Origin of the sequence: Xanthomonas translucens pv. undulosa (genome assembly GCF_017301775.1) — a bacterium.
Classification (GTDB): Bacteria; Pseudomonadota; Gammaproteobacteria; order Xanthomonadales; family Xanthomonadaceae; genus Xanthomonas_A; species Xanthomonas_A translucens.
Map to the genome: position 1 here is coordinate 502,443 of NZ_CP063993.1, position 20,697 is coordinate 523,139.

19 protein-coding genes and 1 pseudogene are annotated in these 20,697 nt (G+C 68.8%); 9 read left to right on the plus strand and 11 right to left on the minus strand.

All coding sequences use genetic code 11. The features are described from left to right. Positions 1-37: 37 nt before the first annotated feature. Positions 38-817 carry a ferredoxin--NADP reductase gene (locus ISN38_RS01950; protein ID WP_003467916.1) on the plus strand — a complete coding sequence of 260 codons (780 nt, stop codon included), beginning with the start codon at positions 38-40 and terminating at the stop codon, positions 815-817. 250 nt (positions 818-1,067) lie between these two features. Here ISN38_RS01950 and ISN38_RS01955 read toward each other — a convergent pair whose 3' ends face one another. Together ISN38_RS01955 and ISN38_RS01960 are read right to left on the minus strand one after the other, a co-directional pair. Continuing rightward, positions 1,068-1,559, minus strand: coding sequence for a glutathione peroxidase (locus ISN38_RS01955; RefSeq protein ID WP_003467915.1), 492 nt, complete (start codon positions 1,557-1,559; stop codon positions 1,068-1,070). Positions 1,560-1,563: 4 nt separating this feature from the next. Further along, positions 1,564-1,725, minus strand: coding sequence for a hypothetical protein (locus ISN38_RS01960; RefSeq protein ID WP_164914640.1), 162 nt, complete (start codon positions 1,723-1,725; stop codon positions 1,564-1,566). 236 nt (positions 1,726-1,961) lie between these two features. On the opposite strand from ISN38_RS01960, the pseudogene ISN38_RS01965 reads away from it, so the two are divergent. Continuing rightward, a pseudogene (locus tag ISN38_RS01965) lies at positions 1,962-3,178 on the plus strand (M3 family metallopeptidase); the annotation flags it as partial. A 101-nt stretch (positions 3,179-3,279) separates the two neighbouring features. Here the strand turns inward: ISN38_RS01965 and ISN38_RS01970 are convergent. The 4 genes from ISN38_RS01970 to ISN38_RS01985 all read right to left on the minus strand — a co-directional run bounded on the left by ISN38_RS01970 (position 3,280) and on the right by ISN38_RS01985 (position 5,475). Next, positions 3,280-3,777, minus strand: a complete 498-nt coding sequence (locus ISN38_RS01970; RefSeq protein WP_003467913.1) for a MarR family winged helix-turn-helix transcriptional regulator — start codon at positions 3,775-3,777, stop codon at positions 3,280-3,282. Beyond that, the gene (locus tag ISN38_RS01975) at positions 3,764-4,141 is read right to left on the minus strand and encodes a hypothetical protein (RefSeq protein ID WP_128809177.1); all 378 of its coding nucleotides are present in this window, start codon (positions 4,139-4,141) and stop codon (positions 3,764-3,766) included. Before ISN38_RS01975 ends, ISN38_RS01970 begins: the two co-directional genes overlap by 14 nt. A gap of 121 nt (positions 4,142-4,262) precedes the next feature. Beyond that, positions 4,263-5,090 (minus strand): DUF3298 and DUF4163 domain-containing protein, encoded by an 828-nt coding sequence (locus tag ISN38_RS01980; RefSeq protein WP_003467911.1) that lies wholly within the window; start codon positions 5,088-5,090, stop codon positions 4,263-4,265. A gap of 97 nt (positions 5,091-5,187) precedes the next feature. Then, a complete protein-coding gene (locus ISN38_RS01985; RefSeq protein WP_003467909.1) occupies positions 5,188-5,475 on the minus strand; it encodes a GNAT family N-acetyltransferase in 288 nt (95 codons plus the stop codon). Positions 5,476-5,775: 300 nt separating this feature from the next. Here ISN38_RS01985 and ISN38_RS01990 point away from each other — a divergent pair, with 300 nt between their 5' ends. Then, entirely contained in the window at positions 5,776-5,976 is a 201-nt protein-coding gene (locus ISN38_RS01990) for a hypothetical protein (RefSeq protein WP_003481046.1), read from the plus strand. A 129-nt stretch (positions 5,977-6,105) separates the two neighbouring features. Here the strand turns inward: ISN38_RS01990 and ISN38_RS01995 are convergent, their stop codons facing one another. Beyond that, entirely contained in the window at positions 6,106-6,741 is a 636-nt protein-coding gene (locus ISN38_RS01995) for a rhomboid family intramembrane serine protease (protein ID WP_003467905.1), read from the minus strand. A 9-nt stretch (positions 6,742-6,750) separates the two neighbouring features. After that, positions 6,751-8,307: a POT-type proton-dependent oligopeptide transporter gene (locus ISN38_RS02000; RefSeq protein WP_206712037.1), complete on the minus strand. Its 1,557-nt coding sequence runs from the start codon at positions 8,305-8,307 to the stop codon at positions 6,751-6,753. A gap of 179 nt (positions 8,308-8,486) precedes the next feature. On the opposite strand from ISN38_RS02000, the gene ISN38_RS02005 reads away from it, so the two are divergent. From ISN38_RS02005 to ISN38_RS02015, 3 genes are all read left to right on the plus strand, one after another. Further along, positions 8,487-10,259, plus strand: coding sequence for a M14 family metallopeptidase (locus ISN38_RS02005; protein ID WP_003467901.1), 1,773 nt, complete (start codon positions 8,487-8,489; stop codon positions 10,257-10,259). 103 nt (positions 10,260-10,362) lie between these two features. Beyond that, positions 10,363-13,344 (plus strand): glycoside hydrolase family 3 C-terminal domain-containing protein, encoded by a 2,982-nt coding sequence (locus ISN38_RS02010; protein WP_081320419.1) that lies wholly within the window; start codon positions 10,363-10,365, stop codon positions 13,342-13,344. Between the two features lie 55 nt (positions 13,345-13,399). After that, positions 13,400-14,302, plus strand: coding sequence for an endonuclease/exonuclease/phosphatase family protein (locus ISN38_RS02015; RefSeq protein ID WP_241753978.1), 903 nt, complete (start codon positions 13,400-13,402; stop codon positions 14,300-14,302). Positions 14,303-14,388: 86 nt separating this feature from the next. Here the strand turns inward: ISN38_RS02015 and ISN38_RS02020 are convergent, their stop codons facing one another. After that, positions 14,389-15,000 (minus strand): superoxide dismutase, encoded by a 612-nt coding sequence (locus ISN38_RS02020; RefSeq protein WP_003467895.1) that lies wholly within the window; start codon positions 14,998-15,000, stop codon positions 14,389-14,391. Between the two features lie 334 nt (positions 15,001-15,334). On the opposite strand from ISN38_RS02020, the gene ISN38_RS02025 reads away from it, so the two are divergent. Then, the gene (locus tag ISN38_RS02025; protein ID WP_206712038.1) at positions 15,335-15,805 is read left to right on the plus strand and encodes a guanyl-specific ribonuclease; all 471 of its coding nucleotides are present in this window, start codon (positions 15,335-15,337) and stop codon (positions 15,803-15,805) included. Next, on the plus strand, positions 15,802-16,302 hold the full coding sequence (locus tag ISN38_RS02030; protein WP_003467891.1) for a barstar family protein: 501 nt from the start codon (positions 15,802-15,804) through the stop codon (positions 16,300-16,302). The genes ISN38_RS02025 and ISN38_RS02030 overlap by 4 nt, the downstream gene beginning before the upstream one ends. Positions 16,303-16,646: 344 nt before the next feature. Here the strand turns inward: ISN38_RS02030 and ISN38_RS02035 are convergent, their stop codons facing one another. Next, on the minus strand, positions 16,647-18,533 hold the full coding sequence (locus ISN38_RS02035; RefSeq protein WP_003467889.1) for an ATP-binding cassette domain-containing protein: 1,887 nt from the start codon (positions 18,531-18,533) through the stop codon (positions 16,647-16,649). Between the two features lie 132 nt (positions 18,534-18,665). Here ISN38_RS02035 and dbpA point away from each other — a divergent pair, with 132 nt between their 5' ends. Next, complete coding sequence (dbpA, locus tag ISN38_RS02040; protein ID WP_058364183.1) at positions 18,666-20,042, plus strand: ATP-dependent RNA helicase DbpA; 1,377 nt, start codon at positions 18,666-18,668, stop codon at positions 20,040-20,042. Between the two features lie 90 nt (positions 20,043-20,132). On the opposite strand, the gene ISN38_RS02045 is transcribed toward dbpA, so the two are convergent. Beyond that, on the minus strand, positions 20,133-20,690 hold the full coding sequence (locus ISN38_RS02045) for an adenine phosphoribosyltransferase (RefSeq protein ID WP_003472070.1): 558 nt from the start codon (positions 20,688-20,690) through the stop codon (positions 20,133-20,135). Between the last annotated feature and the right edge of the window lie 7 nt (positions 20,691-20,697).

The following is a 20,697-nucleotide window of genomic DNA, read 5'->3' on the forward strand; positions in this document are numbered from 1 at the left end:
GAATGGCGTCCGCTCCTTCCCCCTCACGATCAACGGCATGTCCTCTGCTTTTGGCCCCGAAACGGTGCTCGACGTCCGTCACTGGACGGACGACTACTTCAGCTTCACCACCACCCGCAACGAAGGCTTCCGCTTCGACAACGGCCAGTTCGTGATGATCGGCCTGGAGACGGAGACGCGGCCATTGCTGCGCGCCTACTCCATCGCCAGCGCCAACTGGGAAGAGCGGCTGGAGTTCTTCAGCATCAAGGTGCCGGACGGTCCGCTGACCTCGCGCCTGCAGCACATCCAGCCGGGCGATGCGGTCCTGGTCGGCAAGAAGCCCACCGGCACCTTGCTAATCAGCGACCTGCACCCGGGCCGGCACCTGTACCTGCTCGGCACCGGCACCGGCCTGGCGCCGTGGCTGTCGGTGATCAAGGATCCGGAGACCTACGAGCGCTTCGACAAGGTGATCCTGACCCACGGCGTGCGCTTCGAAAAAGACCTGGCCTACCGTGATTACTTCGAGAACCAATTGCCGCAGCACGAGTTCCTCGGCGAGACCATCCGCGAGAAACTGCTGTACTACCCGGCGGTGACCCGCGAGGACTTCCGCAACCGCGGCCGCCTCACCGAACTGCTGGACAGCGGGCGCATGCAGCAGACCCTGGGCCTGCCGCCGCTGGATCCGGAGTACGACCGGGCGATGATCTGCGGTAGCCCGCAGATGCTGGCCGACCTGCGCCAGACCCTGGACGCGCGCGGCTTCGTCGCCTCCTCGCGGATCGGCACACCGGGCCATTACGTGTTCGAGCGCGCCTTCGTCGAGAAGTGACGCGCAGCCGCATGCCTGCGCCAGCCAACCGCCACGCGTCACTGGAGTGACTTCCGTCGCGACGAGCGCAGCGGCGGGCCTTCCGGCTTCGGACGTTGTCGCGGCTGAAGCCGCTCTTACAGTGCACCCAGCCGGCGATCCGCAGGCCGTCGTAGGAGCGGCTTCAGCCGCGACAGCTGCTATCCGTAGAGCCTGTCGCGGCTGAAGCCGCTCCTACAGAACAGCAGGCCGCGTCGCGCATCAAGTCCGCTCAACCCAGCGCGCGCTCGATGTCCGCCGCCAGCGCTTCGGGCTTGTCGGTCGGCGCATAGCGCGCCAAAACGCGGCCGTCGCGGCCGACCAGGAACTTGCTGAAGTTCCACTTGATCGCGGCGATGCCGAGCAGTCCCGACTTCTGCTGCTTGAGCCATTGCCACAGCGGATGCGCGGCGTCGCCGTTGACCTGCACCTTGGCGAACATCGGGAAATCGATGGCGTAGGTCAGCGCGCAGAAGCGCTTGATCTCGTCCGAGTCGCCGGGCTCCTGGTGGCCGAACTGGTCGCAGGGAAATCCCAGCACCACCAGCCCGCGTTCGCGGTATTGCTGCCACAGCGCCTGCAGCCCGGCGTATTGCGGGGTGAAGCCGCACTTGGAAGCGACGTTGACGATCAGCAGCACCTTGCCGGTGTAGTCGGCGAGCGGCTGCGCGTGGCCATCCAGGTCGGTGGCGGTGAAGGCGTAGGCGGTGGTGGGGGTGTCCATGCGCTCAATCCTCGATGGTGGCGGTGCGCGCGGGCGCGGCGAAGGCGGCGATGCCCAGCGCCGCGTAGATCCCGCTGGGGTAGTGCGCGCTGCCCGGCTTCAGCGCCAGCGCGACCTTGCACAGGGGGGCGATGCCGCGGGTCGGGTCGGCAAAGATCGCTTTCATGGTGTCTCCCTGCGGCGGTCGGCCGTCTTCACGCAATGATGCAGTGGTCTGCCTCGGTCAGGCGCTATATGACGCCGCCGCGGCGGCGAAGGCAAGCGCGGTTGCCGCAGTCGCTGCGAAGCGGGGCAGACACCTGGCTGCAGTCACGGGCCGCATGCGCCACGTTGGGATAGCCCGCATGATCCAACCTCATCGCTGGATGCCGCTTGATGACCTCCCGCCTCGCCCTGGCGCTCGCCGCCACGCTCGGACTCGCCATGCCTGCCTATGCCAACCCCGCCACGCCCGCTGCCGCGCAAGCGGCGATGATCGACAAGGAACACAAGGCGGCCGGCAAGCCGAGCTTCACGCTCTCCGCCTGGGACTGGGCCTGCTACACCGAGAAGATGCGCCGGGCCAAGTACGACTTCGACGAGTCCCAGCTCAAGCCCTACTTCGAACTGAAGAATGTGCTGGAAAACGGCGTGTTCTACGCAGCCAACCAGGAATACGGGCTGACCTTCAAGCAGTGCAGCGACCTGCCGACCTACCGCGACGACCTGCTGGTCTACGACGTGTTCGACGCCGACGGCCAGCAGCTGGCGATCTTCATCGCCGACATGTACGCGCGCCAATCCAAGCGCGGCGGCGCCTGGATGAATTCCTACGTGTCGCAGTCGGCGCTGACCGGCTACAAGCCGGTGGTCGCCAATCACCTCAACATTCCCAAGCCGCCGGCCGGCCAGCCGACGCTGCTGACCTGGGACGAGGTCACCACCGTGTTCCACGAGTTCGGCCATGCGCTGCACGGCATGTTCTCCAACGTGAAGTACCCGTACTTCTCCGGCACCAGCGTGCCGCGCGAATTCGTCGAGTTCCCGTCGCAGGTCAACGAGATGTGGGCCAACGATCCGGCCATCCTCAAGCACTACGCCAAGCACTACCAGAGCGGCGTGCCGATGCCGCTGGCCTTGCTGGACAAGGTGGTGGTCGCGGCCAGGTTCAACCAGGGCTTCGCCACCACCGAATGCCTGGGCGCGGCGATCCTCGACCAGCGCTGGCACCAGCTCGGCGCCGGCCAGGTGCCGCCGGCCTCGGGGGTGATGGACTTCGAGGCCAAGGCGCTGGCCGCCGACGGCATCGCCTACGCGCCGGTGCCGCCGCGCTACTGCACGCCCTATTTCTCAGCCACATCATGGGCGGCTACGCGGCCGGCTACTACGCCTATATCTGGTCCGGGGTGCTCGACGCCAACACCCAGCAGTGGTTCAAGCAGCATGGCGGGCTCAGCCGCGCCAACGGCGACCGCTTCCGCCAGACCCTGCTCTGACGCGGCGGCAGCGTCGATGCGATGCAGCTGTTCCAGGACTTCGCCGGACAGGCAGCGAAGATCGAGCCGTTGCTGGAAAAACGCGGCCTGACCCCGGGCGGCGGCGGCGGTGCCTTGCCGCAGACGCCTGCAGACAAGGACTGATCGGCAGCATCGCGCATCACCCGACGCTGCCCGCATCCCGGGCGGCGTTTTCGTTTGCATCACTGCCGTAAGTGCCGCCGGCACGCGCGGACGCGGGGCGCTCAGCCGGCGCTGTCGATGCCGGCGAGCATCTTCTTCAGCAGCCTCTCCAGCTGCACCTGCTCGGCCTCGCCGAGGCCGGCGGTTTCCTCTTCCAGGAAACTGCAGACCTCCGGCAGCATGGCTTCGATCAGCGCGGTCCCGGCCGGCAGCAGGGTCATGCTGATCTTGCGCCTGTCCTCGGGGCTGGCCGAACGCAGGATCAAGCCCTTGCTGCACAGGCTGTCGGTGAGACGGGTGATGTTGGCCGGCTTCTCGCCCGCGGCCTCGGCCACTTCGGTCGGGGTGATGCACTCGCCGGGCGTGCCGTACAGCATCATCAGGATGTCGTACTCCGGCGGACTGATGCCGTAGGCCTTGAGCCGCACGCAGGCATTGGCGTGGATGCGCTTGTACAGATGCTTGACGAGCCTGATCACCACGGCAGGTTCGCGCGGGAAAGCATGGTAGCGCTCGCAGGTGAAGACGACGCGTCGCTCGGTCTGATCAAAACTTCCCATGGAGAATGCAATCGTTTGTGGGGGACGAAGCCGCTAATGCTACCGGCTGTTGTGCGGCGCAGACCAGCCACGGCCGTTCAGCACGGTGCGCGGTATCGTCTCGGTACACCTTCGGGCGACAGCAGCCGCTGCCACAGTCGCGCGCACGGCAGCGCAAGCTGGCCATCGACCGGCCGGATTGGAGCGCCACACGCGCCGGAAACGCCGCTCGTAGCGCTGCGCATGCAGCCGTGGCCAGGCAGGCCTCGCCGTTGTCGCGCCAGGCCTGCAGAGTGCGCTCGTGGTCGGCGCCGACGTTGTGCCAGTGCGCGAAGACGAAGCGGCCTTCCAGCGTCGCGGCCAGCTGCGCGACCGACGACAGCATCGAACTGGAGAATAGCTAGCGCGCGATCCACGAATCGGTGCGATGCCGCGACACGGTGCTGCCAATGGTGTGAAGCGGGAACAGCCCGTCGCCCGTCCGCGCGCGGCCGATACCGCAGCCGCTACGCCGCGAACAGCGCCGCGTATTCCGGCGCCACCAGGCCGCGCAATACGCTGGCCGGGACATCCACCGACTGCGTGCCATCGGAATAGGGTCCCACCTGGTAAGGCGGGAACACGAAGCGCAACGCCACGATCTTGCCGGCAGCGTCGACCAGCGGCTGGAACTGGCTGAAGTTCTGCGCCTGCGGCCCGGTACCTTCGGCGATCATCTTGTCGGCGCTACGGACCTGTTCGTCGTGGTCCTCCGGCGGCAGCTGCTCGGCATCCACCCGCGCCTGCACCGCCTGGCGCAACTGCGGGGCGACATAGCCAGCCACCTGCGCCCAGCCCTTGGGATCGGGGATCAGCGTGTCGGCGGTGAGCATGCGCTGCTGCTGCGGCAGCCACACGAAGCGCGCCACCAACGGTTCGCCATGGGCGCCGCCGGTGTAGCGGCTACCGTCGGCGGCCACCGCCACCAGCTCGGGCCGTTCCAGCAGCATCTCGAACTGCAGCGACAACTCGTAGGGTGCGCTAGGACGGTCGTTGCCGAGGCCGCCGACCGCCTGCATCAACTCGCCGCGCGCGGCCTGCGCGTAGCGGCCGACTGCCTGGGCCAGGCCCGGGTAGCGATTGAGCGCTGGCGGGAAGGTGATGCCAACCACGTAGCTGGGCGTGTGCTCGATCACGTCCTTCAGTTCCGTCGGCGCCGGGGCGGCCGGCGCTACTGCGGCAGTGGGGGCGGCGGCCGCCGGTGCCGGTGCGGCAGCGGGCGCAGCAGCCTCGCGCTTGCAGCCGGCCGTGGCCAGGCTCGCCGCCAACGCCAGCGCCGTCCACCGCCATGCCATGTGTTGCCCCGTTTGTGCGCTGTGCCTCACGTCCGCTCCCCTGTGTGCTGCCTGTGTGTGATGACCAATTATCGCGCCGTCGTCGCGTCGTGCGCACTCAACCGAGCACGTCGGCGTATTCGGGATGGCGCTGCACGAACAGCGCCGCATACGAACAGGCAGGGACCACCTTCAATCCCTGCGCGCGCGCATGCTCCAGTGCCGCGCTCACCAGGCGCGCCGCCAGCCCACGGCCGCCGATCGCGCCCGGCACGCCGGTATGGGTGACGACCAGGCGCCCGTCCTGCAGCAGGTAGTCCAGCTCGGCCTCGTGGCCGTCCAACTGCAGCGTGAAGCGCTGCCGCTGCGGATCGTGTTCGATCGGGGGAGGGGACGCTGCGCTCATGACCCGGCTCGTGCGACGGAATGCACAGTCTGGTCGCGCGCGCGCCGCGGCCATGTGAAGCCGCACGCCGCGCGGCGTCACCCGCTGACGCCACGCTGCGTCACTTCCGACCTGGGGCAGGCCGGCATTTAACCCGTGCCCCGCCCTGCGCGGCGCGCGAATTGTGCGCCGGGTTGTGAAACGGATCCTGCGGGCTAAAGCCACGCCGCAGGCAGCCGCTATCGATTCTGGATCACCGCACGAACCTGGCATGGGTTTTTGCGCAATCCATCACGATGTAATCGAAAAAGGGCAAGGCGCATGAGCGACAACGAACAGATCCAGGGCGACCACGACACGTCGTTGCTGGAAGGCTTGTTCCAACTGGTGGTGGATGGGCAGACCCAGGGCTGGGAATTCGAGCAGCTCAGCAGCGAGGTCTACGACCGGCTGAAGGAAACCTACGAGCACGCCGCCATTGGCAGCGCCAAGGTGCAGCTGCGCGGCAGCATGGCCGGCTGAGCGGCTGAGCCTAACGCTGCGGCCCGCGACACGGCGCGCAATCCTGTCAGTGGCGCCCGAGCCGCCGCCACGCGCGGCGCGCGCCGGCCGCATCTCCCGCACCTGCGTGTCCACCGCGCGCGTCGCTCGCTAGCCGCGGCCGAAGCGCGGTTGCGCCAGTTCGTCGAGAAAGTGCTGCAGCACCGACGGCTCCATGATCAGCAGGAACATCACCCCGAACGCGGCGCCGGCCAAGTGCGCGCTGTGGTTGATGTTGTCGCCGCCGCGGCGGTCCATCCAGATGCTGTAGCCCACGTAGAACAGCGCATACAGGATCGCCGGGATCGGGATCGGGATGAAGAAGAAGTAGATCCCGGTCCACGGCGCCAGCAGGATGTAGGCGAACAGCACCGCCGACACCGCGCCGGACGCGCCCAGGCTGAAATAGTTCGGGTTCTTCTGGTTCTTCAGGTAGCTGGGCAGGATCGCCACCACCAGCGCCGCCAGGTAGAACAGCGGATAGGTCAGCAGGCTGCCGGTCAGCCGCTCCATCAGCCGCTCGATCGGGCCGCCGAAGAAATACAGCGTGACCATGTTGAACAGCAGATGCGGGAAATCGGCATGAATGAAGCCGTGGGTCAGCAGCCGGTCGTACTGCTTGTGCCGGTCGATCGCCGGCGGCCACAGGATCAGCCGGTCGAGCAGCTTGCGGTTGTTGAACGCCGCCCACGACACCAGCACGGTGAGCACGATCAGGATCAGGTTGACGGGGGTGACGGACGGCATGCGGGGGCCTCAGGCGGTACGGTAATGATCGACCATGCGGTAACGGCGCGCGTACAGCCCGAACAACAGCGCGGCGACGCAGGCGAAGGCGGCGAAGAAGAACATCAGGAACGCGGTCTCGCTGAGCCCGGTACTGCCGATGTGCGCGGTGACGGTGGCGTTGCGCACCGCCGCGTTGGACAGCAGCACCCACAGGTTGCCGACCGTGGTGGTCAGATTCCAGAAACTCATCACCACGCTCTTCATCGATTGCGGCGCCTGGCTGTAGGCGAACTCCAGCCCGGTCGCCGAGACCAGCACCTCGCCGAAGGTCAGCAGCGCGTACGGCAGGATCTGCCAGGCGATGGACAGCGCGTCGCCGCCGTCCATGGCCACCTGCAGCGCGCCGACCACGATCCAGGCCAGGCCGCTGCAGGCGATGCCGGCGGTCATCCGCCGCAGCGCGGTCGGCTCGTAGCCGCCGCGGCGCAGCAGCGGGTACAGCACCAGGTTGTTGAACGGGATCAGCAGCATCACCAGCGCCGGATTCAATGCCTGCATCTGCGAGGCGCTGAACCAGTCGGGCATCTGCATCTGCTGGCCCTGCAGCACCCAGGTCGAGGCTTTCTGGTCGAATAGCGAGAAGAACGGCGTCGCCAGCGCGAACACCACCAGCACCCGCAGCACCGCGCGCACGCCGTCCACCGCCGCGTCCGGATGCACCGCGCGGGCGCGCTCCAGCTGCCACCAGGTGCCGCCGCCGATTCCGGCCAGCAACAGCACCAGCGCCAGACACAGGCAGATCACGATGCCCAGCGTCGGCAGCAGCGCGAAACTGGCCAGCGCCAGCGCCACCGCGATGGCGGCCAGGGCCAGGCCGGGACGCCCCTGCCCCGGCGCGCGCGACAGCAGCGCGCTGCGCACTACCTGGGCGAAGCCATGCGGATCGCGCGGCAGCAGCGGCTCGCGCACGTAGCGGCGGCGGCCGGCCCAGAACACCAGCGTGGCCACGAACATCAGGAGGCCGGGAATGCCGAATGCCCAGGCCGGGCCGAGGTTCTTCAGCGCCAGCGGGATCAGCAGCGAGGCGAACAGCGAACCGAAGTTGATGATCCAGTAGAACGCATCGAACACCAGCTTGGCCAGGTGCTTGTTGGATTGGTCGAACTGGTCGCCCATGAACGAGGCCACCAGCGGCTTGATCCCGCCGGCACCCAGCGCGATCAGCCCCAGGCCGACGAAGAACCCTTCGCGGCTGCCTTCGAACAGCGCCAGGCAGGCATGGCCCGCGCAATAGATCAGGCTGAACCACAGGATGGTGGTGTATTTGCCGAAGAAGCGGTCGGCCAGCCAGCCGCCGAGCAGCGGGAAGAAATACACGCCGACCATGAAGCTATGCATGATGTGCTTGGCCTCGGCCTCGCGGCCGGGCGCGGTCGCTTCCTGCAGCAACAACGAGGTGATCAGGAACTGCACCAGGATGTTGCGCATGCCGTAGAAGCTGAAACGCTCGCAGGCCTCGTTGCCGATGATGTACGGGATCTGCCGCGGCATCCGCGCGCCGGCCGCCGCGCTGGCCGCGCTCATCCAGCATTCCTCGTCGCTCGATCGTGCGTCACAGGCAGTGGTCCAGGCAAAATTTTCAGCAGGTTACCCGATCGTTCCGGGCGAATCGAACCGGCCGCGACGCGCGCGGCGGCATCCGGGTGCTTTCGCAATCGGCGCGCTGCACGCATCATGGGGGCCTATCGCGCGACGGAGCCGCAATGATCCGACCCTGGCTGGTCCCCTTCCTGCTGTCGATGCTGCTGTGCAGCATGCCATTGCTGGCCAGCGAGGCGGGCCTGTCCACGCAGGCCGAACGCAGCGGTTACGCGCGTACCGGCCGCTATGCGGAGACCATCGCATTGTGCGAGGCGTTCGCGCAGCGCTATCCGCAGGCGGTGCGCTGCTTTGAGTTCGGCACCACGCCCGAAGGCCGGCCGATGCAGGCGCTGGCGGTGTCCACCTCCGGCGCGCTGGATGCGGCCGCGGCGCAGGCGCGCAAACTGCCGGTGGTGCTGATCCAGGGCGGCATCCACGCCGGCGAGATCGACGGCAAGGACGCCGGCTTCCTGGCCCTGCGCCAGCTGCTCGACGGCCAGGCCGCGCGCGGCGCGCTGGACAAGCAGGTGTGGCTGTTCGTGCCGGTGTTCAACGTCGATGGCCACGAGCGCTTCGGCGCCTGGAATCGGCCCAATCAGCGCGGCCCGGAGCAGATGGGCTGGCGCACCACCGCGCAGAACCTCAACCTCAACCGCGACTACGTCAAGGCCGACGCGCCGGAGATGCAGGCGATGCTGCGCCTGGTCGAACAGTGGGATCCGCTGCTGTACGTGGACCTGCACGTCACCGACGGCGCGCAGTTCGAACACGACGTGTCGGTGCAGGTGGAACCGCTGCATGCCGGCGACGCCGCGCTGCGCGGCGACGGCCTGCGCCTGCGCGACGGCGTGCTCGCCGACCTGACGCGGCAGGGCTCGCTGCCGCTGCCCTACTACCCCTCGTTCGTGGTCAACGACGATCCGGCATCCGGCTTCGAGGACGGCGTGGCCACGCCGCGCTTCTCGCATGGCTATTTCCAGCTGCGCAACCGCTTCGGCATGCTGGTGGAAACGCATTCGTGGAAGCCGTATCCGCAGCGCGTGCGCATCACCCGCAACACCATCGTCTCCGTGCTGCAGCAGGTGGAGCGCAACGGCAGCAGCTGGCGCGCCGACGCGCTGGCAGCCGACGTGCGCGCGCAACGGCTGGGCGGGACGACGCTGGCGCTGGACTACCGCACCACCGAGCAGTCGCGGCTGGTGGAGTTCCGCGGCTACGCCTATACCCGCACGCTGTCGCCGGTGTCCGGCGCACTGATGACCCGCTACGACGAGCACACCCCGCAACTTTGGCGGGTACCGCTGCGCGATCACATCGTACCCAGCGTCGAAGTCGTGGCGCCGCGCGCCGGCTATCTGGTGCCGGCCGCGCAGGCCGCGCGGGTCGCCGCCAAATTGCGCCAGCACGGCATCGCCTTCCGCACCCTGGAGCGCGCCGCCACGCTGCCGGTGCAGACGTTCCATGCCGACGACGCCAGCTTCGCCGCGGGTTCCTCCGAAGGCCACCAGCGGCTCAGAGTGCAGGGCGCCTGGACACCGGAAACGCGCGCCATCGGCGCCGGCGCCTTGTTCGTGCCGATCGCCCAGCCCAAGGCGCGGCTGCTGATGGCGTTGCTGGAACCGCAGGCGCCGGACTCGCTGCTGCAATGGGGCGAATTCAACAGCGCCTTCGAACGCGCCGAATACATGGAAGACTACGTCGCCGAGGACGTGGCGCGGCAGATGCTGGCCAGCGACCCGGCGCTGCAGGCCGAGTTCGAGGCCAAGCTCGAGCACGACGCCGACTTCGCCAAGGATCCACACGCGCGGCTGGAATTCTTCTACCGCCGCCATTCCTCCTGGGACGCGCAGTACCGGTTGTATCCGGTGATGCGTAGCGACGAAGCGCCGTCCTAACGCCGTACCCGGCTGTTCGCTTCCCCCGCTTCCCCCGCTTCACCCTCCCCCACTCCCCGATGCGACTTTCCCTTCTGCTGCTGGAGAGGCCTCACGCCCTGCCATGAAAACGTTTTCAGGACTCCTCTGCCTGGCGCTCGCGCTGGCCTGGCCGGCCTTCGCCGCGCCTGCGCCCGCGACCGACAAGGACACCCCGACGCTCAGCGTGGTCACGCTGAACCTGTATCACGACAAGCTCGACTGGCCGAAGCGGCGCACCCAGATCGTGCAGACCCTGCGCGAACTGCACCCCGACGCGATCGCGCTGGAAGAAGTGCTGCAGCACGACGCCCTGCCCAACCAGGCGCAATGGCTGGCCGAGCAACTCGGCTACGCGTGGTACTTCACCAGCGTCGATCCGCCCGGCGCCGCGCAGCGCTACGGCAACGCGCTGCTGACCCGGCGCCCGATCCTGGCACGCGAACAGATCCGCCTGAAACGGCTCGACGACAGCCGCACGGCCGGACGCCTGCGCCTGGACGTGGACGGCCGCGCGGTCAATCTCTATGTCACCCACCTGCACTGGACGCAAGCCGGCGGTGCGCTGCGCGAACGCCAGCTGCAGGACCTGCTGGCCTGGGTCGAGAAGACCGCCGACGGCGCGCCGTCGCTGCTGGCCGGCGACTTCAACGCCAGCGCCGATGCGCCGCAACTGGCCGCGCTGCGCGCCGGCTTCGACGACAGCTACGGCAGCCTGAACGGCACCAAGGACCGCCGAGCCGACAGCACCTTGAACCCGAAGTTCAACCCGCCCAAACGCATCGACCATGTGTTCTTCCAGCGCGCGCGCTTCGAACCGGTGAGCAGCCGCATCCTGTTCCAGACGCCCGATGCCAACGGCATATGGGCCTCGGACCATTTCGGCCTGGTCAGTACCTTGCGCCTGGCGCCCAGCGCCAGCGCCGACGCGCAGCGCCCGTGGGCCGACCGCGCGCTGGCGCCGGACCGCCGCGCCGCGTTGCTGGTGCAGGCGATGACCCAGGACGAGAAATTCCAGATGCTGCACAGCTACTTCGGCCTGGGCAAGGACGGCGGTCCGCTGCCGCCCGGCGCGCTCGGCTCGGCCGGCTTCGTGCCGGCGATCGAACGCCTGGGCATCGCCGCGCAACAGCTGGCCGATGCCGGCGTCGGCGTGACCAACCCAGGCAACGTGCGCCACGGCGACCACGCCACCGCGCTGCCGTCCGGCCCGGCCACCGCCGCCACCTGGAACCGCGAACTGGCCTACGCCGGCGGCGCGACGATGGGCCGCGAAGCCTGGCAGCAGGGCTTCAACGTGCTGCTGGCCGGCAGCGTCAACCTGCAACGCGATCCGCGCAACGGCCGCAACTTCGAGTACGCCGGCGAAGATCCGCTGCTAGCCGGGGTGATGGTCGGCGAGTCGATCCGCGGCGTGCAGAGCCAGCACGTGGTGTCGACGATGAAGCACTTCGCGATGAACGACCTGGAGACCGGGCGCAACACCCACAGCGCCGACATCGGCGCGCAGGCCATGCACGAATCGGACCTGCTGGCGTTCGAGCTGGCGCTGCAGATCGGCGAGCCCGGCTCGGTGATGTGTTCCTACAACCGCATCAACGGCATCTACGGCTGCGAGCACGACTACCTGCTCAACCAGGTGCTGAAGCAGGAATGGAAATTCCCCGGCTACGTGATGTCCGACTGGGGCGGCGTGCACAGCGGCTCCAAGGCGGCGCTGGCCGGGCTGGACCAGCAATCGGCAGGCGAAGTGTTCGACAAGGCGGTGTACTTCGACCAACCGCTGCGCCTGGCGGTGGCCAGCGGCACGGTGCCGCAGGCGCGGCTGGACGACATGGTGCGGCGCATCCTGCGCGCGTTCATCGCCACCGGTAGCTTCGACCATCCGCCGCAGCGGCAGCCGATCGACGATGGCGCCGGCGGCGACGCGGTGCAGAAAGTGGTCGAGGAAGGCACGGTGCTGCTGCGCAACGAGCGCGACACGCTGCCGTTGCCGCGCACGCTGCGGCGCATCGCGGTGATCGGCGGGCATGCCGACAAGGGCGTGATCGGCGGCGGCGGCTCGTCGATGGTCGGCTTCACCGTCAACGGCGCCAACGCGGTGCCGGGGCTGGCCCCGACCACCTGGCCGGGCCCGGTGATGTTCCATCCGTCCTCGCCGCTGCAAGCGCTGCGCAAGGCCCTGCCGGAGGCGCAGATCGACTACGCCAGCGGCGACGATGTGGCCGCCGCGGCCAGGCTCGCGCGTGGCGCCGAGGCGGTGATCGTATTCGCCACGCAATGGTCGGCCGAATCGGTGGACCTGCCCGACATCACACTGCCCGGCAAGCAGGACGCGCTGATCGCGGCGATGGCCAAGGCCAACCCGCGCGCGGTGGTGGTGCTGGAAACCAACGGCCCGGTGGCGATGCCGTGGCTGCAGCAAGTGCCGGCGGTGCTGGAAGCCTGGTACCCGGGCATCCGTGGTGGCGAAGCGCTGGCGCGGCTGTTGCTGGGCGACGTCAATCCGTCCGGGCGCCTGCCGGTGACCTGGCTGCGCGACGTGGCGCAGCTGCCGCGGCCGTCGATCCCGGGGCTGGGCTTCAAACCGGCGCAACCGGCAGGCAGCAATGTCGACTACGCCATCGAGGGCGCCAACGTCGGCTACCGCTGGTTCGCCGCGCGCGGCCTGGAGCCGTTGTACGCGTTCGGCCACGGCCTGTCCTACACCCGTTTCGACTACGCCAACCTGAGCGTGCAGATGGACGGCAGCTGCGTGATCGCCAGCTTCGACGTGCGTAACAGCGGACCGCGCGAAGGCGCCGACGTGCCGCAGCTGTACCTGCGCCTGCCGCAGGGCCACCACACGCCGATCCGCCTGGTCGGCTGGGACAAGCTCACCCTCAAGCCCGGCGAGACCCGCCGCGTCAGCATCGTCGCCGAACCCAAGACCCTGGCCGACTACGACCCGGCGCAGCGCCAGTGGCGCATCGCCGCCGGCGACTACGAACTGGTGCTGGGCCGCTCGGCGACGCAGGCCGCGGCCAGCGCGCCCCTGCGTCTGGCGGAAAGCGTGCTGCCGCGCTAGGAACTGCAGCGCCGCGTGTCTGCGTACACGCGGCGCTGAAGCCGCACGCCCTAGCATGCGACGCATGACGGGCAATCCACGACGACGGCATCGCCTCGGCTGGCTGCTGCTGGCCCTGGTCGCGCATGCGGGCGCGCAAGCGCTGCCCGCCCGCTTGCCTGCGCCGCCGCCCCCGACCGCCGCGCTCAGCGTGGTCAGCCTCAATCTCGAGCAGGACCGCAACGACTGGCCGGCGCGCCGCGTGCGTATCGTCGAGACGCTGCAACGCCTGCAACCCGATGCGATCGCGCTGCAGGAAGTGCTGCAGACCAAGGCGTTGCCGAACCAGGCGCAATGGCTGGCCGCACAGCTCGGCTACCACTGCCATTTCATCAGCGCCGATCCGCCGAGCCGGCCGCAACGCCGCGGCAATGCGCTGCTGACCCGGCTGCCGGTACTGGAGGAAGCAGAAACCTTATTGCATCCGTTCGAGGACTACAGCGTGGCCGGGCTGGTACGCGTGGACCTGCGCGGGCAGCCGGTGAACCTGTACTTCACCCGCCTGCATGCCGAACGCGATGGCGGCGCCAGCCGCCGCGAGCAGGCCGACGACCTGATGGCGTGGATCGACGCCACCGCCGAGGGCGTACCCTCGCTGCTGGCCGGTGGCTTCTTCGCCGCCGCCGACGCGCCGGAGCTGGCGCCGCTGGCCGCACGCTTCGGCGACAGCGATGCGCGCCTGCGCGACGCACGCAACGACATCCAGCGCAACGGCCTGGATCCGCACCTGTTCGCACTGTCCGCGCAGGCCGACCATGTGTTCTTCGAACGCGACCGCTTCCGTCCGCTGCGCAGCGCGCGGCTGCTGCCGCGCACCCCGGGCGCCGCGCGTGGCAGCGACCCGAGCGGCCTGCTGGTGGCGCTGCAACCGCTGGATCCGCTGCCGGTCGAGGCGCTGCCACCGCTGCCGCCGCGCTGACCGCGTGCCTGTCAGGGGCATGCATGTCTGCGAAAAACAAAGGCCGGGCAAGCCCGGCCTTCGGTGCGACAGTGACGCCGCTGCGATCAGGCGATCGCGGCGTGGTAGCGGCGCTCGACTTCGTTCCAGTCCACCACGTTGAAGAACGCGCCGATGTAGTCCGGGCGGCGGTTCTGGTACTTCAGGTAGTAGGCGTGTTCCCACACGTCCAGGCCCAGGATCGGGGTGTTGCCCTCGAACAGCGGGCTGTCCTGGTTGGCAGTGCTTTCGACCACGATCTTCTTGTCCGGAGTCACGCTCAGCCACGCCCAGCCGCTGCCGAAGCGGGTCAGCGCTGCCTTGGTGAAGGCGTCCTTGAACTTGTCGAAACCGCCCAGTTGGCTGTCGATCGCCTTGGCGACCTCGCCGACCGGGGTGCCGCCGGCGTTGGGCGCCATCACCGTCCAGAACAGCGAATGGTTGGCGTGGCCGCCGCCGTTGTTGCGCACAGGACCCTGCAGGTTCTCCGGCAGCGACTTCAGCTTGGACACCAGCGCTTCGACCGGCAGCTCGGCGTACTCGGTGCCTTCCAGTGCGGCGTTGGCGTTGGTGATGTAGGTCTGGTGATGCTTGGTGTAATGGATTTCCATCGTCTGCGCATCGATGTGCGGTTCCAGCGCGTCGTAGGCGTAGGGCAGCGTGGGGAGGGTGTAGGCCATGTAGTTCTCCTGGACGTTCGCCCGCCGGAAGGACGGACGTTGCGTGATCAATGGTAGGGACGACCGGCGACCATACCAAGACCGGCGTTGCGGAAACATCGTCCCATCGCGCAGCGGCCGTGCCGGGCGCCGCCGCGGATCGGCGGCTACGATGCGCCCGCCCCCGGTTAGTCGAATGTGAATCGCGTGTTGCAGCGGCATCGGCAGCGCCGCTGCGATGCCAGGCCAGCGTTGCCGGCGCCTGGTTAAGAGCACGAACAGCCCCACTCGCCCATACTGTGCCGCTGCTGCGCCAGAACGCGGCGTCCGCCGTTCTCGCTGGAGCTCCCCCTCGATGCGCAAGCCCGTGTTACTGATCGTCGCGATCGCGCTGCTCGCCGCCGGGCTGTGGGGCATCCGCGCCTTGCAGCAGCCGCCACATCCGCAGTTCGCGCCGGCGCTCACCAATCCCGCGCCGCTGCCTGCACCGGCACCGCCGCCGGCCGCGGACGCGGACGCGGACGCGGACGACACGCTGCCACCGTTCCTGCCGCCCGAAGCGCGCGCCACCATCGCGCTGATCCAGCGCGGCGGTCCGTTCCCGCATCGCCAGGACGGCAGCGTGTTCGGCAACCGCGAAAACCGGCTGCCGTCACGCCCGCGCGGCTACTATCACGAATACACCGTCGACACGCCGGGGCTGGAGCAACGCGGGACGCGGCGCATCGTCACCGGCGGCGACCCGCCGGACGTCTGGTACTACAGCGACGACCACTACGCCAGTTTCCGCAATTTCAGCATCGCCTCCGGGAGGCCGTCGCCATGAACACTTTCAATTTTTCGCTCAACCTGGCCGAGCCGGCCGCCTCCGGCGTCTACCGCGTCGCCAACAGCGACCTGGACAGCATCGCCGCGCTCGGCCGCGACGCCGGCCTGCGGCTATGCCGGATCGACCTGCAGGGCTGCAGCAGCAAGCCGATGCTGCTGATGCGGCTGGCCGCGCAGCTGGACTTCCCGATCGGCTTCGGCCGCAACTGGGATGCGTTGATGGACGGCCTGCGCGACCTGTCGTGGCTGCCGGCCAAGGGCGGCTACGCGCTGCTGCTGGAAGACGCGGCCGAACTGCAATCGGTGGCGAAGAAGGATTTCGACGTACTGCTGGAACTGCTCGACGACGTGGCCAAGGAATGGGCGCAGGACGGCATCGCTTTCGTCGCCTTCGTCGGCCTGCTGACCGGCGACGAGGCCGAACCCGACGAGCGAACCAGCCAGGCCGATGATCTGGATGAAGACGACGACGAAGAGGAAGCCGCTTCGCGCTGAGCCAACGCCGGCTGCGCCGTCGCGCCGCTGGCGCCTGTTCGACCCTGAAGTCCCGCCCACAGTGCACCCAGCACGCTGGCCTCAAGACCTTTGAGGAGCGGCTTCAGCCGCGACGAACGAAGCGGCGAAGTCGCCGCAACCGGACCGCGTCGGGACCGAAGCTCCTCCCACACTGCACCTAGCCAACTCGGCGCGAGCTCCCTATGGGAGCGACTTCAGTCGCGACGAGCGAAGCCGTGGACTGTCCAACTTCGGACGCTGTCGGGACTGAAGTCCCTCCTACAGTGCGCCAGGCCATCCAATGGCGAGCGTCTGCAGCAGAGAACGCCGCGCCAACCGGGCCGCTAAGCGTCCAGTTCGCTCCAGCGCGCATACGCCGCGTCCAGCTCGGCCTGCGCCTGGGTCAGCGCCTGCGTATGCGCGCTCACCGCCGCCGCATCGCGCTGGTAGAACGAGGACTGCGTCATCGCCGCGGTCAATGCCGCGACCTGCTGCTCCAGGGTCTCGATCCGCGCCGGCAATTGCTCCAGTTCGCGCGCGTCCTTGTAGCTGAGCTTGCGCTTGGCGGCCGGCGCGGCAGCGGCCGCCGCCGGCGCGGTGGCCGCTGCAGTGGCCGAGGCCTTGGCCACCGCCATCGCACTGGCCGGCGGCGCGGCGCGCTGGCGCACCCAGTCGCTGTAGCCGCCGACGTATTCGCCGATGCGGCCGTCGCCTTCCATCACCATGGTCGAAGTCACCACGTTGTCGATGAAGTCGCGATCGTGGCTGACCAGCAGCAAGGTGCCGGTGTAGTCGCCGAGCAGCTCTTCCAGCAGCTCCAGCGTCTCCACATCCAGGTCGTTGGTCGGTTCGTCCATCACCAGCAGGTTCGACGGCTGAGCGAACAACCGCGCCAGCAGCAGGCGGTTGCGCTCGCCGCCGGAAAGGCGGGTGATCGGCGCGCGCGCGCGTTCCGGCGTGAACAGGAAATCCTGCAGATAGCCGTGCACGTGCTTGCGCTTGCCGTTGACCTCGATGAAATCGCGGCCCTCGGCGACGTTCTCGATCGCGCTCCAGTCCTCGCGCAAGGTGGCGCGGTACTGGTCGAAATAGGCCACCTGCAGGTTGGTGCCGGTGCGCACCTCGCCGCTGGCCGGGGTCAGTTCGCCCAGCAGCAGCTTCAGCAGCGTGGTCTTGCCGCTGCCGTTGGGGCCGATCAGGCCGATGCGGTCGCCGCGCAGGATGGTGCTGGAGAAATCGCGCACCATGGTCCGCGCGCCGAAGGCGAAGCTCAACTCCTTGGCCTCGATCACCTTCTTGCCCGAGGACTCGCCCTGCGCCGCCTCCATGCGCACGTTGCCGCCGAGCTCGCGGCGCTGGGTACGCTCGTTGCGCATCGATTCCAGGCGCCGCACGCGGCCTTCGTCGCGGGTGCGGCGCGCCTTGATGCCCTGGCGGATCCACACTTCTTCCTGCGCCAGCATCTTGTCGAAGCGCGCGTTCTCCTGCGCCTGCGCGTTGAGCCGTTCCTCGCGGCGGCGCTCGTAGTTGGCCCAGTCGCCGGGCCAGCTGGTGACCTGGCCGCGGTCGATTTCGACGATGCGCGTGGCCAGGGCACGCAGGAAGCGCCGGTCGTGGGTGACGAACACCACGCTGCCGTTCCAGCCTTTCAGGAACAGTTCCAGCCAGTCGATCGCCTCGATGTCCAGGTGGTTGGTCGGCTCGTCCAGCAGCAGCAGGTCCGGCGCCGAGACCAGCGCGCGCGCCAGCAGCACGCGCCGCTTCATGCCGCCGGACAGCCGCGCGAACTCCGCGTCGCCGTCCAGGTCGAGCCGGGTCAGGGTCTCGTTGACCCGCTGGTCCAGCGCCCAGCCGTTGGCGCCGTCGATCTTGGACTGCACCGCGCCCAGCGCATCGCCGTCGAACTCGGCGGCATGGCTGAGCCGGTGGAACTCGGCCAGCCAGTGGCCGAGCTCGCCCAGGCCATCGGCGACCACGTCGAACACGCTGCCGGCGGCGCCGTGCGGCACCTCCTGCTCCAGCCGCGCGATGCGCACGCCCTGCTGGACGCGGATCTCGCCGTCGTCGGGCTTGAGCTCGCCGGCGATCAGTTTCATCAAGGTCGATTTGCCGGCGCCGTTGCGGCCGATCAGGGCGATACGCTCGCCCGGCTCGATCGACAATTCGGTCTTTTCCAGCAACAAGGGGCCGCCGACGCTGTAGTCGACGTTCTGTAGGGTGATAAGAGGCATGGGGGGAATTGTACGGGACTCGGGACTCGGGACTCGGGACCAAGCGCGCAGACAGCCGCGGTTGGCGCCGCGCATTGCTCTGGATTTGCCGAGTCCCCGGTCCCGAGTCCCCAGTCCCGGCTAAAATGCGCCATGAACGATTTCGACACCCTGTCCCTCTCCCCGGCGCTGGCGCCGGGCATCGACGCGCTCGGCTACACCACGATGACCCCGGTGCAGGCGCAGAGCCTGCCGCCGATCCTGGCCGGCAGCGACGTCATCGTGCAGGCGCCCACCGGCAGCGGCAAGACCGCCGCGTTCGGCCTGGGCCTGCTGCACAAGCTGGATCCGGCGCTGACCCGCGCGCAGGCGCTGGTGCTGTGCCCGACCCGCGAACTGGCCGACCAGGTCGGCAAGCAGCTGCGCAAGCTGGCCACCGGCATTCCAAACATGAAACTGGTGGTGCTGACCGGCGGCATGCCGCTTGGCCCGCAGCTGGCCTCGCTGGAGGCGCACGACCCGCAGGTGGTGGTCGGCACGCCCGGGCGCATCCAGGAACTGGCGCGCAAGCGCGCGCTGCACCTGGGCGGGGTGCGCACGCTGGTACTGGACGAGGGCGACCGCATGCTCGACATGGGCTTCGAAGAGCCGATCCGCGAGATCGCCAGCCGCTGCGACAAGCACCGCCAGAGCCTGCTGTTTTCGGCCACCTTCCCCGATGCGATCCGCACCCTGGCGCGCGAGCTGCTGCACGAACCGGTCGAGGTGACCATCGAAGGCGCCGACAGCGCGCCGGAGATCGAGCAGCAGTTCTTCGAAGTCGATCCGAGCTACCGGCAGAAAGCCGTGGCGGGGCTGCTGCTGCGCTTCACCCCCGAATCCAGCGTGGTGTTCTGCAATACCCGCAAGGAGGTCGATGAAGTGGCCGGCTCGCTGCAGCAGTTCGGCTTCTCGGCGCTGGCGCTGCACGGCGACATGGAACAGCGCGACCGCGACGAGGTGCTGGTGCGCTTCGTCAACCGCAGCTGCAACGTGCTGGTCGCCAGCGACGTGGCGGCGCGCGGACTGGACGTGGAAGACCTGGCCGCGGTGCTCAACTACGAACTGCCGACCGATACCGAAACCTACCGCCACCGCATCGGCCGCACCGCGCGCGCCGGCAAGCGCGGCCTGGCGCTGAGCCTGGTGGCGCCGCGCGAAGTAGCGCGCGCGCAGGCGCTGGAGGCCGAACAGGGCCAGCCGCTGCGCTGGTCGCGCGCACCGCTGGCCACCGCGCGCCCGGCGCAGTTGCCGCAGGCGGCGATGGTCACGCTGCGCATCGACGGCGGCAAGACCGACAAGCTGCGCGCCGGCGACATCCTCGGCGCGCTGACCGGCGACGCCGGCCTGTCGGGCGCGGCGATCGGCAAGATCGCGATCTACGCGACCCGCTCCTACGTCGCCATCGCCCGCGAGCACGCCGGCCGGGCGCTGGGCCAGCTGCAGGCGGGCAAGATCAAGGGCCGCCGGTTCCGGGTCAGCAAGCTGTGACCGCGCTGGCGCAGAAGGACGCGCTGCGACCACTGCTGCCGCCCCTGTGCGCTGGCGGCCGCGCGTGACGGCCGCCGCACCGCGTCGCCCTCAATAGGTCAGCGTCGCCAACAGCGGCACGTCCTCGCTCCAGCGCTCGCGCCCCTGCAGCGCCTGCAGCTCGACCAGCACCACCGCACCGACGATCTCCAGCTGCAGTTGCCGCGCCAGCGCCAACGCCGCGCGCAAGGTGCCGCCAGTGGCGAGCACATCATCGACGACCAGCACCCGCGCGCCGGCCGGCAGCGCGTCGGCGTGCATCTCGATGCGGTCGCTGCCGTATTCCAGCGTGTAGTCCTGGGTCACCGTCCTGCCCGGCAGCTTGCCCGGCTTGCGGATCGGCACGAAACCGGTGCGCAGTTCATGCGCCAGCGCCGCGCCCAGGATGAAGCCGCGCGACTCGATGCCCAGCACCGCGTCCAGCGGCGTGGTGCGCCAGGGACGCGCCATCTCGTCCAGCGCCGAGGCGAAATCCGGGCCGTCGGCCAGCATTGGGGTGATGTCCTTGAACACGATGCCCGGCTTCGGGAAATCGGCGATATCGCGGATGCGCCCGGACCAGTGGGCCGGTGCGTCGCTGGGCCCGCCGCAGCAGGAGGAATCGTTCATCGGCACA